The organism is Bradyrhizobium sp. CCBAU 11386, assembly GCF_028128955.1.
Lineage (GTDB): Bacteria > Pseudomonadota > Alphaproteobacteria > Rhizobiales > Xanthobacteraceae > Bradyrhizobium.
Genome location: NZ_LBKA01000256.1, coordinates 61,066 through 76,655 on the forward strand (window position 1 = coordinate 61,066; position 15,590 = coordinate 76,655).

Consider the following 15,590-nt stretch of genomic DNA (forward strand, 5'->3'; position numbering starts at 1 on the left):
GGTCAGACCTGCGCCATGCCTCCATCGACAGCGAGATCCACGCCGGTGATGTAAGAACTTTCATCGGAGGCGAGGAACGTGACGGCAGCCGCGATCTCCTCTGGCTTGCCCCTGCGACCCATCGGAATCTGTGTGGTGAACTGTGCGACCGCTTGCTCGGCCTGTTCAGCCGTAAGACCCGTCGTCGTTGCTAGGGCCGGGGTATCGATTGCTCCGGGGCTCATGCAATTCACGCGGATCTTGCGGTCTTTGAGTTCCAGTGTCCAAGCGCGCGCGAAGTTTCGCACCGCCGCCTTACTCGCGGCGTAGGTGCTGAACCCCGGCAGCCCCAATACGTTGGAGACCGAAGAATTCAGGATAATCGAACCGCCGTCTCTGAATAGCGGAAGGGATTTCTGTACTGTGAAAAACAGCCCCTTCACGTTCACATCGAAGGTCTGGTCAAAATGGGCCTCAGTCGCTGCCGCGAGCGGTGCGATTGTCCCGGCGCCCGCGTTCGCGAAGAGAATGTTGATGTGACCATGTTTCTCTTTCACGACGGCATAGAGCCGGTCCAGATCTTCCAGGCGCGAGACGTCGCCCACGACCGTCGTAACGTTTCTCTCGATGAGGGCTGCGGCCTCCTTCAGCTCTTTCTCGCGTCGCCCGGTGATCACGACGTGCGCACCTTCTTCCACGAAGCGCTGGGCTGTGGCCAACCCAATCCCGCTGCTTCCGCCGGTGATGACTGCGATCTTACCTTCTAGTGTTTTCATGTTCTTTTATCTCTCATTGTGTGTGGACCAGGCACGGGACCGCGCCGGGGTTCAGAGTTGCGCCAGGCCGCCGTCGACGGCGACTTCGCTGGCGGTCATGAAGCTGCTGTCCGACGACGCGAGAAAGGCGGCCACGGCCCCGATCTCGGCCGGATCGGCCATGCGCTGGAGCGGAGTCATCGAGGCGTAGACCTTCTGGCCTTCCTCGCCGAGCGCTGCCTTCGCGAGCTCGGTCGCAGTCGCCCCGGGCGACAGCACGTTGACCCGGATGCCGGTGCCCTTCAGGTCCTCCGCCCAGGTCCGCGCGAGGTTGCGGACTGCCGCCTTGCTGGCGCTGTAGGCGCTCATTGCCGGGGCGCCCGTGGTGCCGGCGCTCGATCCGGTCAGGATGATCGAACCGCCCCGGCGCATCAGTGGCAGCGCCTTCTGGATCGTGAAGATCGTACCCTTCACATTGGTGTCGAAAGTTTCGTCAATGTGCTTGGCCGTGATCTTGCCGAGCGGAAGCGGGCTTCCCGCCCCGGCATTGGCGAAGACGATGTCGAGGGTTCCGCGCTCGGCCTTCACCGCCGCGTAGAGTCGGTCGAGGTCGGCCTCATCCGAGACCGAGCCCTTCACCGCGCGGGCATTGGGCCCGAGGGCGGCCACAGCAGCGTCGAGCGCTTCCTGTCGGCGGCCGAAGATGAAGACGAAGGCGCCTTCTTCGATGAAGCGCTTTGCCGCGGCGCGGCCGATGCCGGTAGCACCGCCCGTAATGACTGCAATCTTACCCTTAAGCTTTCCCATGACTTCCTTCCAGGCTTCCGCCTCTGGTCGCTCGGGGACAATCCGAGACCCTCGACATAGGTCCGCCGGGGTCAGGCGTTGAGTGCGGAAACGCGCACATCGGTGGTGCGAAATCGATCCGGCTGCACGACTGACGCCAGCCGCGACGATCGGCGTCCGCCGTTCGGAATTGGGCGGTTCTTGTCGGCGCCGTCTATGATAATCGCCCCGTGCCACCCACATAGGAGATGCTGTTCGATGTGCTGGACACGGGCTTTGGAAAGGCGCACCGCATGGTGCGGGATTGCACCATGATCGACTGGGATGACGTTCGCTACTTTCTTGCCGTCGCGCGCGGAGGCTCGGTGCGGGCTGCCGCCGAGCGTCTCGGTGTGAACCACGCGACCGTGCTGCGACGCATCGCCCAGCTCGAGGAACGCCTCGGGGTCCAAATGTTCGAAAAGCTGCCTTCGGGCTACCGCCTGACGGCCGCGGGCGAGGAGGTTCTCGAGTTCGCGGACCAGATGGAAGCGTCGTCGCACCTGCTGGAGACGCGCGTCTTCGGGCGCGACCAGAGCGTGCGCGGGCTTCTGCGGGTGACGCTGGCGCCGCCCCTGGCGACACACCTGCTCATGCCGGACTTTGCCGATTTCGCACGTCTGCATCCGGACATCGAGATGGAAATCTTGTCGTCCGGCGAGCTGGCAAATCTGACCAACCGGGAGGCCGACGTCGCGATCCGCGTCGTCTACGACCGCAAAACCCTGCCGCTCAATCTTCACGGCCTGAAGGGACCGGAGCTGTTCGGCGGCGTCTACATGTCCAGGGATCGACTAGCCGCGTGGCGTGCGGGCGCGCCTGATCCCATCCGGTGGATCGTCATAAGCATTCATGGAATTCCGGATTGGGCCAGCGAGGGTGAGGTTCGCACCACGGGGGGGCCGTTCAGAACCACGGACGCCGAGGCGCAGATCGTTGCAGTCAGGCAAGGGCTCGGGATCACGACACTGCCGTGCTTCGTCGGCGATGCCGACCCCCTGCTGGTGAGGGTGCCGGGCACCGACCTGCACATGTACGGAACGCTCTGGCTTCTCACGCAGGGGGAGACACGCAAGACGAAGCGCGTGCAGCTCTTCACCGAGTTCGTATCCCGCAGGCTCGCCGCGTACGCTCCGCTTCTCGCGGGGCTGTCCATATCGCGCGACTGAGGCGCGGCAGGTCGCTGGCGATGCTTGCCATAAGCCGGTCGGAAGCCGAGCTGCGATCGCTCCAAGCGGCGTCGCGGTCAATCCCTCGCGCCGCAGACGGTAGTCTTCGACCATGTCGGCGGTGCGGCGTCGCCAGGGGATTCGAGAAAAGTGGACCGATCGATATTGATAGTCGCTGAAAGCGGGGCCTTATCAGCCTGGCAGACAATTTGGAGATATTGATCTCGCGCCAGACAAACGATCCCGATGGAGCGCGATCAATCGTCAATAGGACAGGCCACGCACTTGCACCGCAGCTGACGCCGTGTACCTCGTCGACACCAATGTACTGTCTGCCGCCGTCCTGATCGTCGCGCAGGTACCTAGCGCCAACGTCGGATGTGCGTCACGCTCCGGTCTTGACGTGAGCATACCTCGCAGGATGCGCACCGAGCTACTTCGATGCCACGACTTCGTCTCGTTCAGCCCCGGTGCTCAATTGTCGCACCTTGATGTGAAGCATCTCACACGCACGCTTGCGTCAATGCTGCGATAAAGTACCTGCTGTGATTGTACGTGGTGCATTGGGTCGATTTGAGATGCCCGCCACCACATCAGCTTGAAATGAGCTGCACACGCCAGAACGACATGTTGAAATAGTCTTCAATCGGCCGCTCGGCCGAGGAGAGCTATGGAGACACTATGGCTGACAAACACGAACGGAGCATGGTTGGTACGTGGACCAAAACCACGGCGGCTGCGTGTGCGGACAAATATCCCGCCACCATCACCTTCTCGACCGGTACCTACCGCGGCATGCGCGGCGAGGGGCAGGGCATGGTGTGGTGGGACGCGGGAATCTACCGTCTCGAGGATCCCAACACACTCGTCGTCGGGACGGCGAACGATGAACTTGTGACCTATCGCATTTCACTCGAGGCCGACCGGTTTGAGTTTACGGATTCCGAGGGCTGTGTCGTGACCTATCGGCGCGCGTAGGATTTTCGCACGCCACAGCTGACTTGAGATAACGCGGGTGTACCCGCGAACGAGCCCGATGCTCACGTCGATCGCCTCGCCATTTCAACGAGGAGAATACGACATGTGCAATTGCTCAGAGCATGAGTCCAGTGGCAGCCTTGCGAAGATGACCGGGGCATCGGTCGAGCCGGCGATGAAGCCGCAGGTACCCCTGTCGCGCCAGATCAGCATCAGCGATGACGATTCCGGCGAGCAGCCGGCCTCGACCGATCTGCAGCCCTTTCCGCCCTTCAAGCTGTGCAGGCTCGACTTTCGCGAAGGCTGCTACCAGATCAACTTCAAGCCGACGGCCGGATTCGTTTCCTTCGAAGGCACGCTGCGCGTCGATCGCTCGGCGCCCGACGGCGGCGCGGACCATCTGATCGTCAGCGGCGATCTCTACTCGAAGCGGCCGGTGATTGGTCCGATCCCCCATCCGTTGCCGCCCGTGGGTCACAAGGACGGAGATGAAGCCGCAGCGGACTCGGGATTGACGAGCGTGGCAGGTTCGCTCAGCGCGGTCGACGAGCCGGCTATTCCGTTCCCGATCCGCAGGCCGAGGATCCCCATCTTCCCTCGCGCGCGCTATCACTCCTATCTCAGGGTGACCAGCGTCTCCGCGCCCGTCGCGGTCCCGATCCCGAAGAAGTGCGAGCTCACCATCGTCGCCGAGCAGTTCAATTACACGCAGCCGCCGGTCGGCCAGTTCAAGGGCACGTTCCCGGCGACGCCGTCGCGCACCGTGACGATGAAGCTTTCAAAGGTGCCGGCGCCGTTTCCGTTCTCCCTGACCGGCGGGCCGTTCTACGAGGGCCGGCTGTTCGAGGGCGGTGTGGACAAGGGCAGCGTCACGCTCGCCTGGGTGTCGAAGTTCTTCCGCCGCGCAACGCTGGAGATCGATACGCTGGTCGGAGCCGTGCGGCCCGCGCCGGTGCCCGACGGCGCCGGCGGCACGGAGTTCTTCGACACGATCTTCGCCAGGACCGGCTGGCAGCTGACGGTCGTGCAGGACCAGCTCAACGTCCCGGTTCCCGCAGGCGTGGTGGCGACCAATTGCTGGAGCTCGGCGGATCTGCACGCGCTGATGACCAATGTGCGGAATCCGGCGACGAATCTCGACACCGAATGGCGCGTGCACATGATCGTCGTGCCCGCCAAGCTCGGGTGCTCGCGCGGCATCATGTACGACCAGATCGGCGTTCCCCGCGAAGGCTGCGCCAGTTTCTCCGATGACGGCTATCCCACCTCGGACTCGTCGAACTTCGGTCTGGCCGCGAACAGGAAGCAGCGCGACGTGCCGCTTGCGTTCCTGCGCAGCGCGACCCACGAGCTGACGCACACGCTGAACCAGATTCATCAGGAGCAGGAAACTGCGGCCGACAACTCGATCATGACCACGACGCCGAGCGTCGCGGACGTGCTCGGCGGCCCCGCGACCGGCGAGCCCGGCGTGTTCCCGGATCAGATCAAGCTCGCGCACAACACCAACGTCCGTCATCACCTGAACCACATGCCGGATCCGGTCATTCGTCCGGGCGGATGGCCGTTCGCAAGCTGGTTCCCGACCGGCGCGCCGCAGGCCGCCGACCGGCACGACTTCGATGCTTCAGAGCTGGCGCTGTCGGTGACGGCCACAACCGACCGCGTGGCGCTCGGCCAGCCGCTGGATCTGTCATGGACGATGACGAACACCAGCGGCGTGTCGCTGCGCGCGCCGAACGACGTCGGCATCGAGGCCTTGTTCGCGTCGATCACTGTCACCGATGCCGAGGGCCGCGAGCGTCCGGTCAGGCCCTTTGTCATCCTGTGCGAGCACGCGAAATTGAGCGAGCTCGAGCCCGGCAAGAGCGTCACGGCCTCGGCGAAGGTGTTTTGGAGCACGGCGGGCTTCGCCTTCGAGCGGCCGGGCCGCTACCGCGTCGACGTCGCCGTGTCGTGGTCGGCGCAGGGCGTGATGGTGGGCGTGCAGTCGGGGATCGACGTGTTCGTCGACTATCCGTCCAGCTCTGCCGACAACCATTCGGCCAATCTCGTGCTGCATCCTGAGGTCGGCAAATGGGTGGCGCTCGGCGGCGATGCCTATCATCTCGGTGAGGCGTGCCGGCGGTTGCAGGCTCTCAGTCAGACCGCGGCGCCGGCAGGCGAGCAGGCCATTGCCGGCGACGGTGCGCCTGCGCCGCACGTGCTCGACGGCTTCGCGGACCTGCTGCCGGACCGCGCCAAGCTCGCCAGATTGCGTCCCGAATTGACCGCCGACACAGGCGGCCGCGCGGGACGTGGACCGACGCGAGCAGCCCCAGGCCGTAAACGCGCGGCGAAGGCGAAGAAGCGCACGGGGCGAAAGGGGTAAGCCAAAGCCGGATCGATGGGTATCGTTCGCGCGACCCATCTCATCTTACGCGCGTCACCCGCGCCACGCCGGCGCGGGTGACTCACGAGGTCGTTCAGAACCGGGCGTCGATATCGACAACGTCGATCAGCTTGTGATTGACGAATTCCTTGAGGCCAAGCCCCAACAGTTCGCGCCCGTAGCCGGAGCGGCGGATGCCGCCGAAGGGCAGGTCCGCCTCGACCTTGGTGGGATGGTTGACGAACACCATGCCGGTCGAGATCTTCCTGGCGACCTCCGCGCCATGCTTGGTGTCGGAGGTGAACACCGAGCCGCCGAGGCCGAACGGGGAATCGTTGGCGATGCGCACGGCATCGTTCTCGTCCTTGGCGCGAAACAGCATCGAGACGGGGCCGAAGAATTCCCAGTAGCGCGCCGGATTGTCGTCGCCGACATCGGTCAGGATCGTCGGCTGCACGAAGGCGCCCTGATTGGGGACGGGTGGGCCGACCTGCTCCGCCTTCGCGCCATGGGCGACGGCCTGGCGGATCTTCTCCTTGATCTCATCGGCCGCCGCCTGCGAGGAGAGCGGGGCGAGCGTCGTTTCGGGGGCGAAGGGGTCGCCCGCCCTGAGGCTGGCCACGCCCTCGCGGTAGCGCGCGAGGAACTCGTCATAGACCGCGTCGACGATGATCATGCGCTTGGACGAGACGCAGACCTGGCCGCCATTCCAGTGACGGCCGAACACCGCCCATTTGATCGTCTCGGCCATGTCGGCGTCGGCCAGCACGATGAACGCATCGGCGCCGCCGAGCTCCATGGTCGACTTCTTCAGCGCCTTGCCGGCTTGCGCGGCGACGACAGCGCCGGCATCTTCCGAGCCCGTCAGTGCCACGCCATGGACGCGCGGATCGTTGATGATCGTCTCCACCTGCGAGCGTGTCGCGTAGAGATTGATGAAGGCGCCCTCGGGCAGTCCTGCGTCACGCATCAGCCGTTCGAACGCCGCCGCACTCTGCGGCACGTTGGAGGCGTGCTTCAGCAGCATGGTGTTGCCGGCCGAAAGCTGCGGGGCGATGATGCGGGCGATCTGATAGTAGGGGAAGTTCCAGGGCTCGATGGCGAGCAGCACGCCGAGCGGCTCGCAGACGATGACGGCTTCGCCCTCGGCGGGATCGGCGACAGGCAGCTTTTCCGGACGGAGCAGGCGCTCGGCATTTTCGACGTAATATTCGAAGATCTTCGCCGACAGCTCGACCTCGGCCTTCGCTTCGGCGAACAGCTTGCCCATTTCGAGCGTCAGGAGCCTGGCATAGGCATCGGCGTCCTTGCGCAGCAGATCAGCTGCCTTTTGCAGGATCGCGCCGCGAGCGGCGTAGGACGTCTCGCGCCAGGCCAGGAAGGCCGCATGCGCCGCGTCGATCGCGCGGGCGACCTCGGCATCGCTCGCGGCGGGGAATGTCTTGAGGACTTCACCCGTGTAGGGGTAGGTGGTTGCGTAGGCCATGCGTCGTCGTTCCTTTCGCCAGTGCTGACGAAACGATGGATCACAATGGAGTTCGTCACTTTGAGGCAGGTCAATCGGCACGCCTCAACGCCGTTCACGAGACAGCGATCGGACCGCGCGGGCGGTCGCTGGGGCGGGTCATCGTCAGGGTTCACTGCACAGCACCCCGGCACAAACGCGGGATGCGAGTTGCGCCGTCCCATGATACGCCAGCCACATCGCCCTCTCTGGAGCCAGCCTTCATGTCCGTCGCGACCGCCGCCAATCAAGCCTTCGCAACCGCCGCCGAGACCGATCCCGAAACGCTCGGCTGGATGAAGGGATTCCCGCCGGCGCCGGATCGCATCATCACCTTCCAGAACGGCTCCTTCCGCAGCTTCCCCGAGCTGCGCTGGGCCTGGAGCAACGTCCGCCAGCTGGTGCCGACGGTGAACGTCTGGCGCGGGGCAGGGCCCGCGTCGGTGTTGCCGCGCGAGGACCACGACATCGGCGCGGTCGCCTCGATCACCATGGACGGCCGTCCGATGACGTTTGCGAAGATGCTGGAGGAGACTTATGCCGACGGCATTGCCGTGCTGCACCGGGGCAAGCTGATCTACGAGCGCTACTTCGGTGCGTTGAAGCCGCACAAGCCGCATATCGGGATGTCGGTGACGAAGTCCTTCACCGGCGTGCTGGCCGGCATTCTGGTCAGCGAGGGCAGGATCGATCCGCAGGCGCCCGTCACGGACTATGTGCCGGAGCTGAAGGCGAGCGCATTCGGCGATGCGCGCGTGCACGAGGTCATGGATATGACCACCGGCCTCGAATACACCGAGGTCTACACCGACAGGAATTCGCATGTGTGGGGCCTGCGGCGCGCCAACGGCATGGCGCCGATTCCGCCTGACTATGACGGCCCGACCACCATCTTCGATTTCCTCATCGCGCAGAAGAAGCAGGGCGAGCACGGCAAGGCCTTTGCCTACAAGACCGTCAACACCGACGTGCTCGCCTGGATCTGCCGGCGCGCCAGCGGTATGACGCTGTCCGATCTTTTGTCCGAGCGCATCTGGCAGCCTATGGGCGCGGAGGAGGACGCGCATTATCACGTCGACCGCATCGGCACCGAGAGCGGTGGCGGCGGCCTGTCGACGACGTTGCGCGATCTCGCCCGTTTCGGCGAGACCATGCGCAATCACGGCCGCTTCAACGGCCGCCAGATCGTCCCGTCAACCGTTGTCGAGGACATCGCGCGCGGTGGTGACCCCGAAAAGTTCAAGCCGGCCGGCTACACCACGTTGCCGGGCGCGTCCTACCGCAATCAATGGTGGGTCACCCACAATGCTCACGGCGCCACCATGGCACGCGGCGTGTACGGCCAGGGCATCTACATCGATCCCAAGGCCGAGATGGTGATCGCGCGCTACGCCTCGCACCCCGTCGCAGGCAATGCCGCCAACGATCCGGTGACGCTGCCGGCCTACATGGCGCTGGCGAAGGAGCTGATGGCGGGCGGGTAGGGTGTCACCTCTCCCCGCTGGGGAGAGGTGAAGCCGGCACCTCGCCAAACCGCAAGATCGGTCGAGCAAATCATGGCCGTCAGCGACTAACTGGAGCCGCCACGGAGGAGGGACGATGAAGGCGGCGCTGCAAAACTATCAGGACCGGATGCGGCGGGTGCTGGAGCATATCGACCGGCATCTCGACGCTGATCTGGACCTGGAAAGCTTAAGCGCTGTTGCGGCCTTCTCGAAGTTTCATTTCCACCGGCAGTTCACGGCGACCTTCGGGTTGTCAGTGCATCGCTATGTCCAGTTGGCCCGTATGAAGCGCGCTTCCTACCGGCTGGCCTACGCGGACGCCCAAAGCGTCACCGACATCGCGATGGACGCCGGTTACGATGCCCCGGATGCCTTCGCCCGCGCCTTTCGGCAACGGTTCGGGCAATCGCCGTCGTCGTTCCGCAACTCTCCCGACTGGGAGCCGTGGCTTGTGGCCTTCGGGCCTCTCGACAACGCGAGGAGCAAGCTCATGAAGACTTTTACCAATGACGACGTGACGATACGCAATGTGCCCCCGACGCGGGTGGCGATCATGGAGCATCGGGGCGACCCGGCAACGCTCGGCGACACCATCCGGCGGTTCATCGCGTGGCGCAAGGCAGCGGGCCTGCACCCCAGGACAAGTCCGACCTTCAATGTCTGGCGGTCCGAACGGCGTCCTGACTCGCCGGCCGCTTACAGCACGGATCTTTGTGTCGGGACCGACCAGCCGATCGAGGCGAATGGCGAAGAGATCAAGGCCGGCGAGATCCCCGGCGGGCGCTGCGCGGTGCTGCGGGTCGTCGGCTACACCGACAATCTGGAGCCCGCCGCGCTCTACCTCTATCGCGACTGGCTTCCGGCCAGCGGCGAGGAAGCCCGCGACTTCCCGATCTATTGCCAGCGGCTGAGCTTCTTCCCGGAGGTGCCGGAGCATGAGACGGTTGCGGACGTGTTTCTGCCGCTGAAATAGCGCATTGGTGGAGATCGCAAGGGCTGTGGGGCGGATGGGCCGCAAGGCGTAATCCGCCGTTCTTTCCTCGTCGCGCGCTCGACACGGCGGATTACGCCGCCAGGCGGCAGACATGCGCGAACACGGTCGGCCCGTCATCCGTCACATGTATCGTCTCACGCTGTCGAGAAATCGTTGCTTTTCGCCCGGCGCATAGCCTTGGGAAGCTCCATAATATGGTTCATTGAATTGATTGTACGGTGCGGCCCGGTAGCGGATTGGCGGCTTGGGCGGCGTGTCCGTTTGGCGATAGTTACGGCGATTGTTCGCTCTGGCCGTCGCACCGGCGTAATACGGATTGAGGACGCACATCTGACCGTTGGCTGACGCCCTGCATTGGTCCATCGTCGTGTAGCTGCATCTGTAATATGGGGTGGCTCCGCGAGAGACGACGTTCAAGCAAACGGGGAAAGCCGGATCATATCTTTGAGCCCGGGCGTGCCCTGCTGTTAAGGCCAGACTCACTGTCAAAATCGTCAAAGCCCATTTGCGCATTGGAACCTCCTCCAAGTCCGCACGACACGGGGTGCATGATCTAGGCCGTGTACCCATAGACTTCGTGGTGTAACGCGACGATGTCCGCTTTGCTCACAGTGCGGCGGCGCAATATGTTGCGATGGGCCACTAGCGGTCTAGACTTTGCTTGTTAGTCATTCCGCTCTATCTCGGGCTTTTCATGCAAAACAGCGTTCAACAGCGAATTATGAACTTCTATCCTTCCATTGTAGCTGATGAGTCCAAGTTTGCGGAACTTGTTCATGAAGAAGCTCACGCGGGATCGGGTCGTTCCAATCATCTCTGCCAACGTTTCCTGGCTGATATCCAATAAGATAGGCTGAGGTATACCTTCCTTTCCAAAATGTGCGAGCAGCAGGAGAAGGCGCGCGAGCCGCTTCTCGCTTGAATTGAAAAGCTGGTCGATCAAGTCCTCTTCAACTCGGCTGTTCCGTGTCAAGAGATACGCCATGAACAGCTCGGAAAATTTCGGCTCAGTATGAAGGGTGGCAATCATCGCTTCTTTGGTTATTGAGGTAATCACACATTCTTCCATCGCCGTTGTGGTCGCGATGCGCAATGGATGGCCATTGAGGCATCCCTCGCCGAAGAACTGGCCCGGTTCTAAAATCCCGACTACGGCTTCCTTGCCTTGCTCGGATAGGACGGTGAGTTTGACCTTGCCTTTTTGAATGTAGAAAACCGTGTCCGCCACGTCTCCTTGCTCAAAGACGTGCCGAGCTTTCTCGAATTTCAGGATCGTCTTGCCCGCCCCTACCTTGGCGAGAAAGGCTTTGGGATCGAACTCGTTATTGGCTGGCGTCTCCACAGGAGCCTCCTTTGCTCCGATGAACGAGCGTGCTTCAAATCATAGCGGTTCCAACGCCGTAATGAAGCAGCTACTTTCGGTGATGAGGGAAATTTGACCGGCTGGAGCGAGTCCGGCGGGGGAAACCGGGACTCACTCATGCGCCAGACGTCGGACTGGCGGTGATTTGTTTCGAAATTGAGCAATATTGACCAGCGGTTCCGGAACCCGGAAGAGCACACTGTTTTCCATCACCGCCCCGTACAGGCTTTTACCGGTGACTGAGAGTGTCGCGCTCCCGCCTGATCCAAGGTGAGCACCATGCCATCCATGCATCCCGATCCACTTTACAGCCGGGCCGAAATCGGAATCCTGGCCTGCTCCAAGTGCCGCAAGCCAATGAGGCTGTCTTGTATCGAGCCGTCAGCGCCTGGCTTCGACATTCGCACTTTCGAATGCCTAGCGTGCAACAGGACTGAGAAGTTCTCGGTTGCGATCTAGGTCGCCTCTGTTGGCGTGCGTTTTGCCTTCCATTCATCCGCGCGTCGGTGGTTGTGGCGGGGTAACCGACCCGACGCAGGCAAAGCGAACGTTGCCCCCGACGGCCCGTTTCTCGAGTCGTTCAGACCAAATCTCCGGTTTGGTCCTTTCCGAACCTCCCGCACGCAATCGCGATGTTCGCTCACCCCGATGAGCCGACTTCGTCAGCTTAATTCCTTACGTCCGAAAAGTGCAAAAATCGGATGCCGCCGGGTCATTCAGTCGCGAAAAACGCGGGCTGTTTGCCCACCGGATTAGGTTTCCGAAAGGGACAGTCAGACGCAGGCTTCAGGCCACCTGCCGGGCCGGGCGCGGAGGCTCCTTGCGTTTGCGCAGCCAGCGTCCCATTAAGCGCCTGCGGCTATCAAGCGGAATCAGATCAATGTCGCTGACAAACCTCGCCCCGCCCTTGCGGCGCTCAAGCGTGATCTTGCGGCTGTGGAACTCCTCCAGTTCGGCGCGATGGGCAACGCTGACGACGGTCGCGTCCTTAAGTTCTTCGTTAAGCAGCTCCATCAGCTTGTCCTGACTGCGGTCATCGAGCGCGGACGTCGCCTCGTCAAGCACGATGATATCCGGGCGATGAAGAATGAGCCGCGCGAAGGCAAGCCGCTGTTTTTCGCCGCCCGACAACGTCTGGTCCCAGGGAGCCTCCTCCTCGATGCGCTCCTTCAGATGACCCAGCCCCACCTTGTCGAGCGCTTCCCCGATCTGCTCGATGCTCCAATCTTCGGCGGCCGCGGGATAGGCGGCAGCGCGACGCAACGTGCCCGACGGCACATAGGGTTTTTGCGGCAACATGAACAAACGGCGATCCGCATGGAAATCGACGCTGCCTCCGCCCCATGGCCAAAGCCCAGCAATCGCGCGCACCAATGTGCTCTTGCCGGTCCCGGACTCGCCTGACACCAGAACCCACTCGCCAGGTTCGATCAGAATCTCCGTCTCGCCAACCACGGCGGTGCCATCATCAAGTGTGACTGACAGGTCATTCAAACGAAGCATTGTATTGCCCTCGGTTTCGCCGCGCTTGATGCGATTGAGGCCCTCGCCACTTTCCGCACGTTCAAGCCCATCGAGGGACATCATCAGCGATGCAATGCGGCGCGCTCCCGCATTCCATTCTGCCAAGCGGGGATAATTATCCACCAACCAGCCGAAAGCGCTTTGAACGATGGTGAACGCCGATGCCGCCTGCATCACCTGGCCCAGCGTCATGCTGCCTTCGAGAAATTTAGGCGCGCAAAGCAATATCGGAATGACGGGCGCGATCAGGCTCGATCCCTGCGAAACGATGGTGGTGCGCATGTGCTGACCGCACAGCAGCGCCCATTGCTTCAGCACTTTGCCGAACGATTTGTCGATGCCCGAGCGCTCCTCTTCCTCCCCTCCCAGAAGCGCAATGCTCTCACCGTTCTCGCGTACGCGCATCAGGGCGTAACGATACTCAGCTTCAGTCTGATTCTTGCTTTCCGAAATGGCCACGAAATTTCGCCCGATGACGACCATCGAGCCGCTCGCGATCGCTGCATACAGCACTGCCGCTACGACGAGAAAGCCTGGAATCGTCGCAGTGGCGCCTGCAATTGTCAGCGTCAGCGAACCGCCGATCGTCCAGAGTACGATGATGAATGTCGTTGCCGACAGGAACGCGGACGTTACGCCGGTGGCGAAATCAATCGGCGCGTCGGTCGCCACGCGCAAATCCTCGGCAATGCGGTACTCCGGATTCTGGTGATCGCCGCTGACCAGGTTGAGCTGGTAGTAGCGACCGCTCTTCAGCCAGCGGGAAATAACCGAACTGGTCAGCCACGCCCGCCATCGCCTCTGGATGCCCATGCGGGTGTAGACCTGAATTACGCCAAGCAGCACGCTGCCGATTGCCAGTGGAAAGAACACCCCTGTAAGATGCAGCACGACGTCTGCATCCCTCCTCTCGATGGCATCGAAGATCGCTCTGTTCCAGAGGTTGATGCCGTACTGGAAGGAGAGCTGCAGGAATATCAGCACCAGCAATCCGCCGGTGAGAACCCAAGCCAGCCTGCCGCCAGCCGCTCCCCAAAAACCCTTGGCGCTGATCCAGAACCGCTTCAGTAAGTAGTCGCGGCGAATTTGCTCGACTTCTTCCGGCGACAGCCCAGGATCCGTTTCGAGAATCTCTGGTGGTGGGGCGTCGATCGTCTTGCCGGTTTCTGCGACGACGTTCTCGATCGGCTGCCGATTCATGCGCTGTCAACGCAAATGGAACCTGAAAGTTCCATTCCATGTCGCAGCGCACCAATTCGGCGGCTCGGCTGCCGCAACTGATTGCACGGGGCCGGACGACGAGGTCCGCGCAGGTCCGCATGACGCAAAACGAGCCGTTACAAACATCTCAGTTGCTATGGGACGTAGCAGCGAGAAGGCAATGCCACTATTCCCCTTCAAGGAAATGCCCCAGAGCCTTTAGCGGGCGCAACCTATCAGAAATGATCTTCAGGATAGCCAACATGGGGACGGCCAAGATCGCGCCAGGCACGCCCCACATCCAGAACCAGAACACCAGCGACAAGATGACCAACACCGGGTTCAGCGTGAAGCGCCGCGCAAGCAGCATGGGTGTCAGTGTTTCACCCTCGATGAGATGAATGCCAAAGTAGAGGGCCGGCGGCAGCAACGCCCACCATAAGCTTTCGAAGCTCAGCATTCCGACCAGCACGAAGATGCAGACCCCGAAAAACGGCCCCAAAATTGGAATGTAGTTGAGCAGGAAGGCTGTGGTGCCCCACAACAAGGGGTCTCCAAGGCCGCAAAGATACATCGCGGCCGCCGTCGTGATCCCCACCGCGGCATTCATGGCCGTGATCGTCACCAGATAGGCCGATACGTCCTCTTGGATCTGCTGAGAGATATCGACGGCTTGTCGCTTGTTGCTGAACGTCGGCAGGATTTCAACGATGCGTCGAAGGAAAATGTTGCCCGCTACCAAAAGAAAATAGAGCACCAAGACCGTCGTAAACAGGCCATCGAGCACTGAGCGCGTCCCTGCGAAAAGTGCGCCCGTCAGGCCAAGATCGCGGCGAACCGAAACGATCGAGCCCTGGCTAGGGGGAGCGTCTGCAACCTGCTCGGCCTGTTGGATAACCTTTTGCAATGCCTGGATTGGCCCTTTTATAACCTGCAGATGTGCTTCCAGGCGCGGTATGCCCTCGGGCAGCCGCTCAGCCCAAGTCGTGGCCGGTACCGATAAGGCTGCTATAAGACCCACCAGCGCTCCAATAACCAGGAAAACGGTCAAGAGCGCTGCGACAGCGCGGGGCAGATGCACACGGCCTAGAAGACGGACAGCGGGTTGAAGAAGGAGGTTCAACACGAAGGCGAGTACGACGGGAAGGATGATCGCGCTTGCCACGTAGAGCACTGCAAAGACACCCAACGCGAACAAACCGCCGAGAAAGAATGTCTGCAGATTGGACGGCAGCGGCATCTCCGTCTCGTCGGCAGCCTCCGTCACAGCAGCCTGTGGCTTTGGCAGATGGTCGTCTGAGACCGGCGTAATAGGGGGGCGCTGTGGTGGCGGTGAGGCAGCAATCATTGTTCTCCCTCCCGGACGCGAATGTCATCGTGCCAGACAGGAATTATACCGTTTTGGTCGACCTCGGGCGAGAGG

At 62.2% G+C, this 15,590-nt stretch carries 12 protein-coding genes; 5 read left to right on the forward strand and 7 right to left on the reverse strand.

Going from position 1 to position 15,590, the window contains the following annotated elements:
• Positions 1–2: 2 nt before the first annotated feature.
• On the reverse strand, positions 3–755 hold the full coding sequence (locus XI09_RS37295; RefSeq protein WP_271571343.1) for an SDR family NAD(P)-dependent oxidoreductase: 753 nt from the start codon (positions 753–755) through the stop codon (positions 3–5).
• Between the two features lie 51 nt (positions 756–806).
• On the reverse strand, positions 807–1,541 hold the full coding sequence (locus XI09_RS37300; RefSeq protein WP_271571344.1) for an SDR family NAD(P)-dependent oxidoreductase: 735 nt from the start codon (positions 1,539–1,541) through the stop codon (positions 807–809).
• 290 nt (positions 1,542–1,831) lie between these two features.
• Between XI09_RS37300 and XI09_RS37305 the strand changes: the two genes are divergently transcribed.
• The 3 genes from XI09_RS37305 to XI09_RS37320 all read left to right on the forward strand — a co-directional run bounded on the left by XI09_RS37305 (position 1,832) and on the right by XI09_RS37320 (position 6,077).
• Positions 1,832–2,728, forward strand: a complete 897-nt coding sequence (locus XI09_RS37305; RefSeq protein WP_271571485.1) for a LysR family transcriptional regulator — start codon at positions 1,832–1,834, stop codon at positions 2,726–2,728.
• Positions 2,729–3,409: 681 nt separating this feature from the next.
• Complete coding sequence (locus XI09_RS37315; protein WP_271571345.1) at positions 3,410–3,706, forward strand: hypothetical protein; 297 nt, start codon at positions 3,410–3,412, stop codon at positions 3,704–3,706.
• A 103-nt stretch (positions 3,707–3,809) separates the two neighbouring features.
• Positions 3,810–6,077: a hypothetical protein gene (locus XI09_RS37320; RefSeq protein ID WP_271571346.1), complete on the forward strand. Its 2,268-nt coding sequence runs from the start codon at positions 3,810–3,812 to the stop codon at positions 6,075–6,077.
• 94 nt (positions 6,078–6,171) lie between these two features.
• Here the strand turns inward: XI09_RS37320 and XI09_RS37325 are convergent, their stop codons facing one another.
• Positions 6,172–7,644: an NAD-dependent succinate-semialdehyde dehydrogenase gene (locus XI09_RS37325; RefSeq protein ID WP_271571347.1), complete on the reverse strand. Its 1,473-nt coding sequence runs from the start codon at positions 7,642–7,644 to the stop codon at positions 6,172–6,174.
• A 161-nt stretch (positions 7,645–7,805) separates the two neighbouring features.
• Here XI09_RS37325 and XI09_RS37330 point away from each other — a divergent pair, with 161 nt between their 5' ends.
• Positions 7,806–9,065 (forward strand): serine hydrolase domain-containing protein, encoded by a 1,260-nt coding sequence (locus XI09_RS37330; RefSeq protein ID WP_271571348.1) that lies wholly within the window; start codon positions 7,806–7,808, stop codon positions 9,063–9,065.
• A gap of 115 nt (positions 9,066–9,180) precedes the next feature.
• Positions 9,181–10,059, forward strand: a complete 879-nt coding sequence (locus tag XI09_RS37335) for an AraC family transcriptional regulator (RefSeq protein ID WP_271571349.1) — start codon at positions 9,181–9,183, stop codon at positions 10,057–10,059.
• Between the two features lie 141 nt (positions 10,060–10,200).
• Here the strand turns inward: XI09_RS37335 and XI09_RS37340 are convergent, their stop codons facing one another.
• The 4 genes from XI09_RS37340 to XI09_RS37355 form a co-directional block, all read right to left on the reverse strand.
• The gene (locus XI09_RS37340) at positions 10,201–10,650 is read right to left on the reverse strand and encodes a DUF3551 domain-containing protein (protein WP_333939167.1); all 450 of its coding nucleotides are present in this window, start codon (positions 10,648–10,650) and stop codon (positions 10,201–10,203) included.
• 94 nt (positions 10,651–10,744) lie between these two features.
• A complete protein-coding gene (locus XI09_RS37345; protein WP_271571351.1) occupies positions 10,745–11,422 on the reverse strand; it encodes a Crp/Fnr family transcriptional regulator in 678 nt (225 codons plus the stop codon).
• A gap of 807 nt (positions 11,423–12,229) precedes the next feature.
• On the reverse strand, positions 12,230–14,167 hold the full coding sequence (locus tag XI09_RS37350) for an ABC transporter ATP-binding protein/permease (protein ID WP_271571352.1): 1,938 nt from the start codon (positions 14,165–14,167) through the stop codon (positions 12,230–12,232).
• 187 nt (positions 14,168–14,354) lie between these two features.
• Complete coding sequence (locus tag XI09_RS37355; RefSeq protein ID WP_271571353.1) at positions 14,355–15,515, reverse strand: AI-2E family transporter; 1,161 nt, start codon at positions 15,513–15,515, stop codon at positions 14,355–14,357.
• Between the last annotated feature and the right edge of the window lie 75 nt (positions 15,516–15,590).

Excerpts from the sequence above, each read along its gene's own strand:
- XI09_RS37295 (WP_271571343.1), bottom strand. The coding sequence starts at position 755 with ATGAAAACACTAGAAGGTAAGATCGCAGTCATCACCGGCGGAAGCAGC.
- XI09_RS37300 (WP_271571344.1), bottom strand. The coding sequence starts at position 1,541 with ATGGGAAAGCTTAAGGGTAAGATTGCAGTCATTACGGGCGGTGCTACC.
- XI09_RS37305 (WP_271571485.1), top strand. The coding sequence starts at position 1,832 with ATGATCGACTGGGATGACGTTCGCTACTTTCTTGCCGTCGCGCGCGGA.
- XI09_RS37315 (WP_271571345.1), top strand. The coding sequence starts at position 3,410 with ATGGCTGACAAACACGAACGGAGCATGGTTGGTACGTGGACCAAAACC.
- XI09_RS37320 (WP_271571346.1), top strand. The coding sequence starts at position 3,810 with ATGTGCAATTGCTCAGAGCATGAGTCCAGTGGCAGCCTTGCGAAGATG.
- XI09_RS37330 (WP_271571348.1), top strand. The coding sequence starts at position 7,806 with ATGTCCGTCGCGACCGCCGCCAATCAAGCCTTCGCAACCGCCGCCGAG.
- XI09_RS37335 (WP_271571349.1), top strand. The coding sequence starts at position 9,181 with ATGAAGGCGGCGCTGCAAAACTATCAGGACCGGATGCGGCGGGTGCTG.
- XI09_RS37340 (WP_333939167.1), bottom strand. The coding sequence starts at position 10,650 with ATGGGTACACGGCCTAGATCATGCACCCCGTGTCGTGCGGACTTGGAG.
- XI09_RS37350 (WP_271571352.1), bottom strand. The coding sequence starts at position 14,167 with ATGAATCGGCAGCCGATCGAGAACGTCGTCGCAGAAACCGGCAAGACG.
- XI09_RS37355 (WP_271571353.1), bottom strand. The coding sequence starts at position 15,515 with ATGATTGCTGCCTCACCGCCACCACAGCGCCCCCCTATTACGCCGGTC.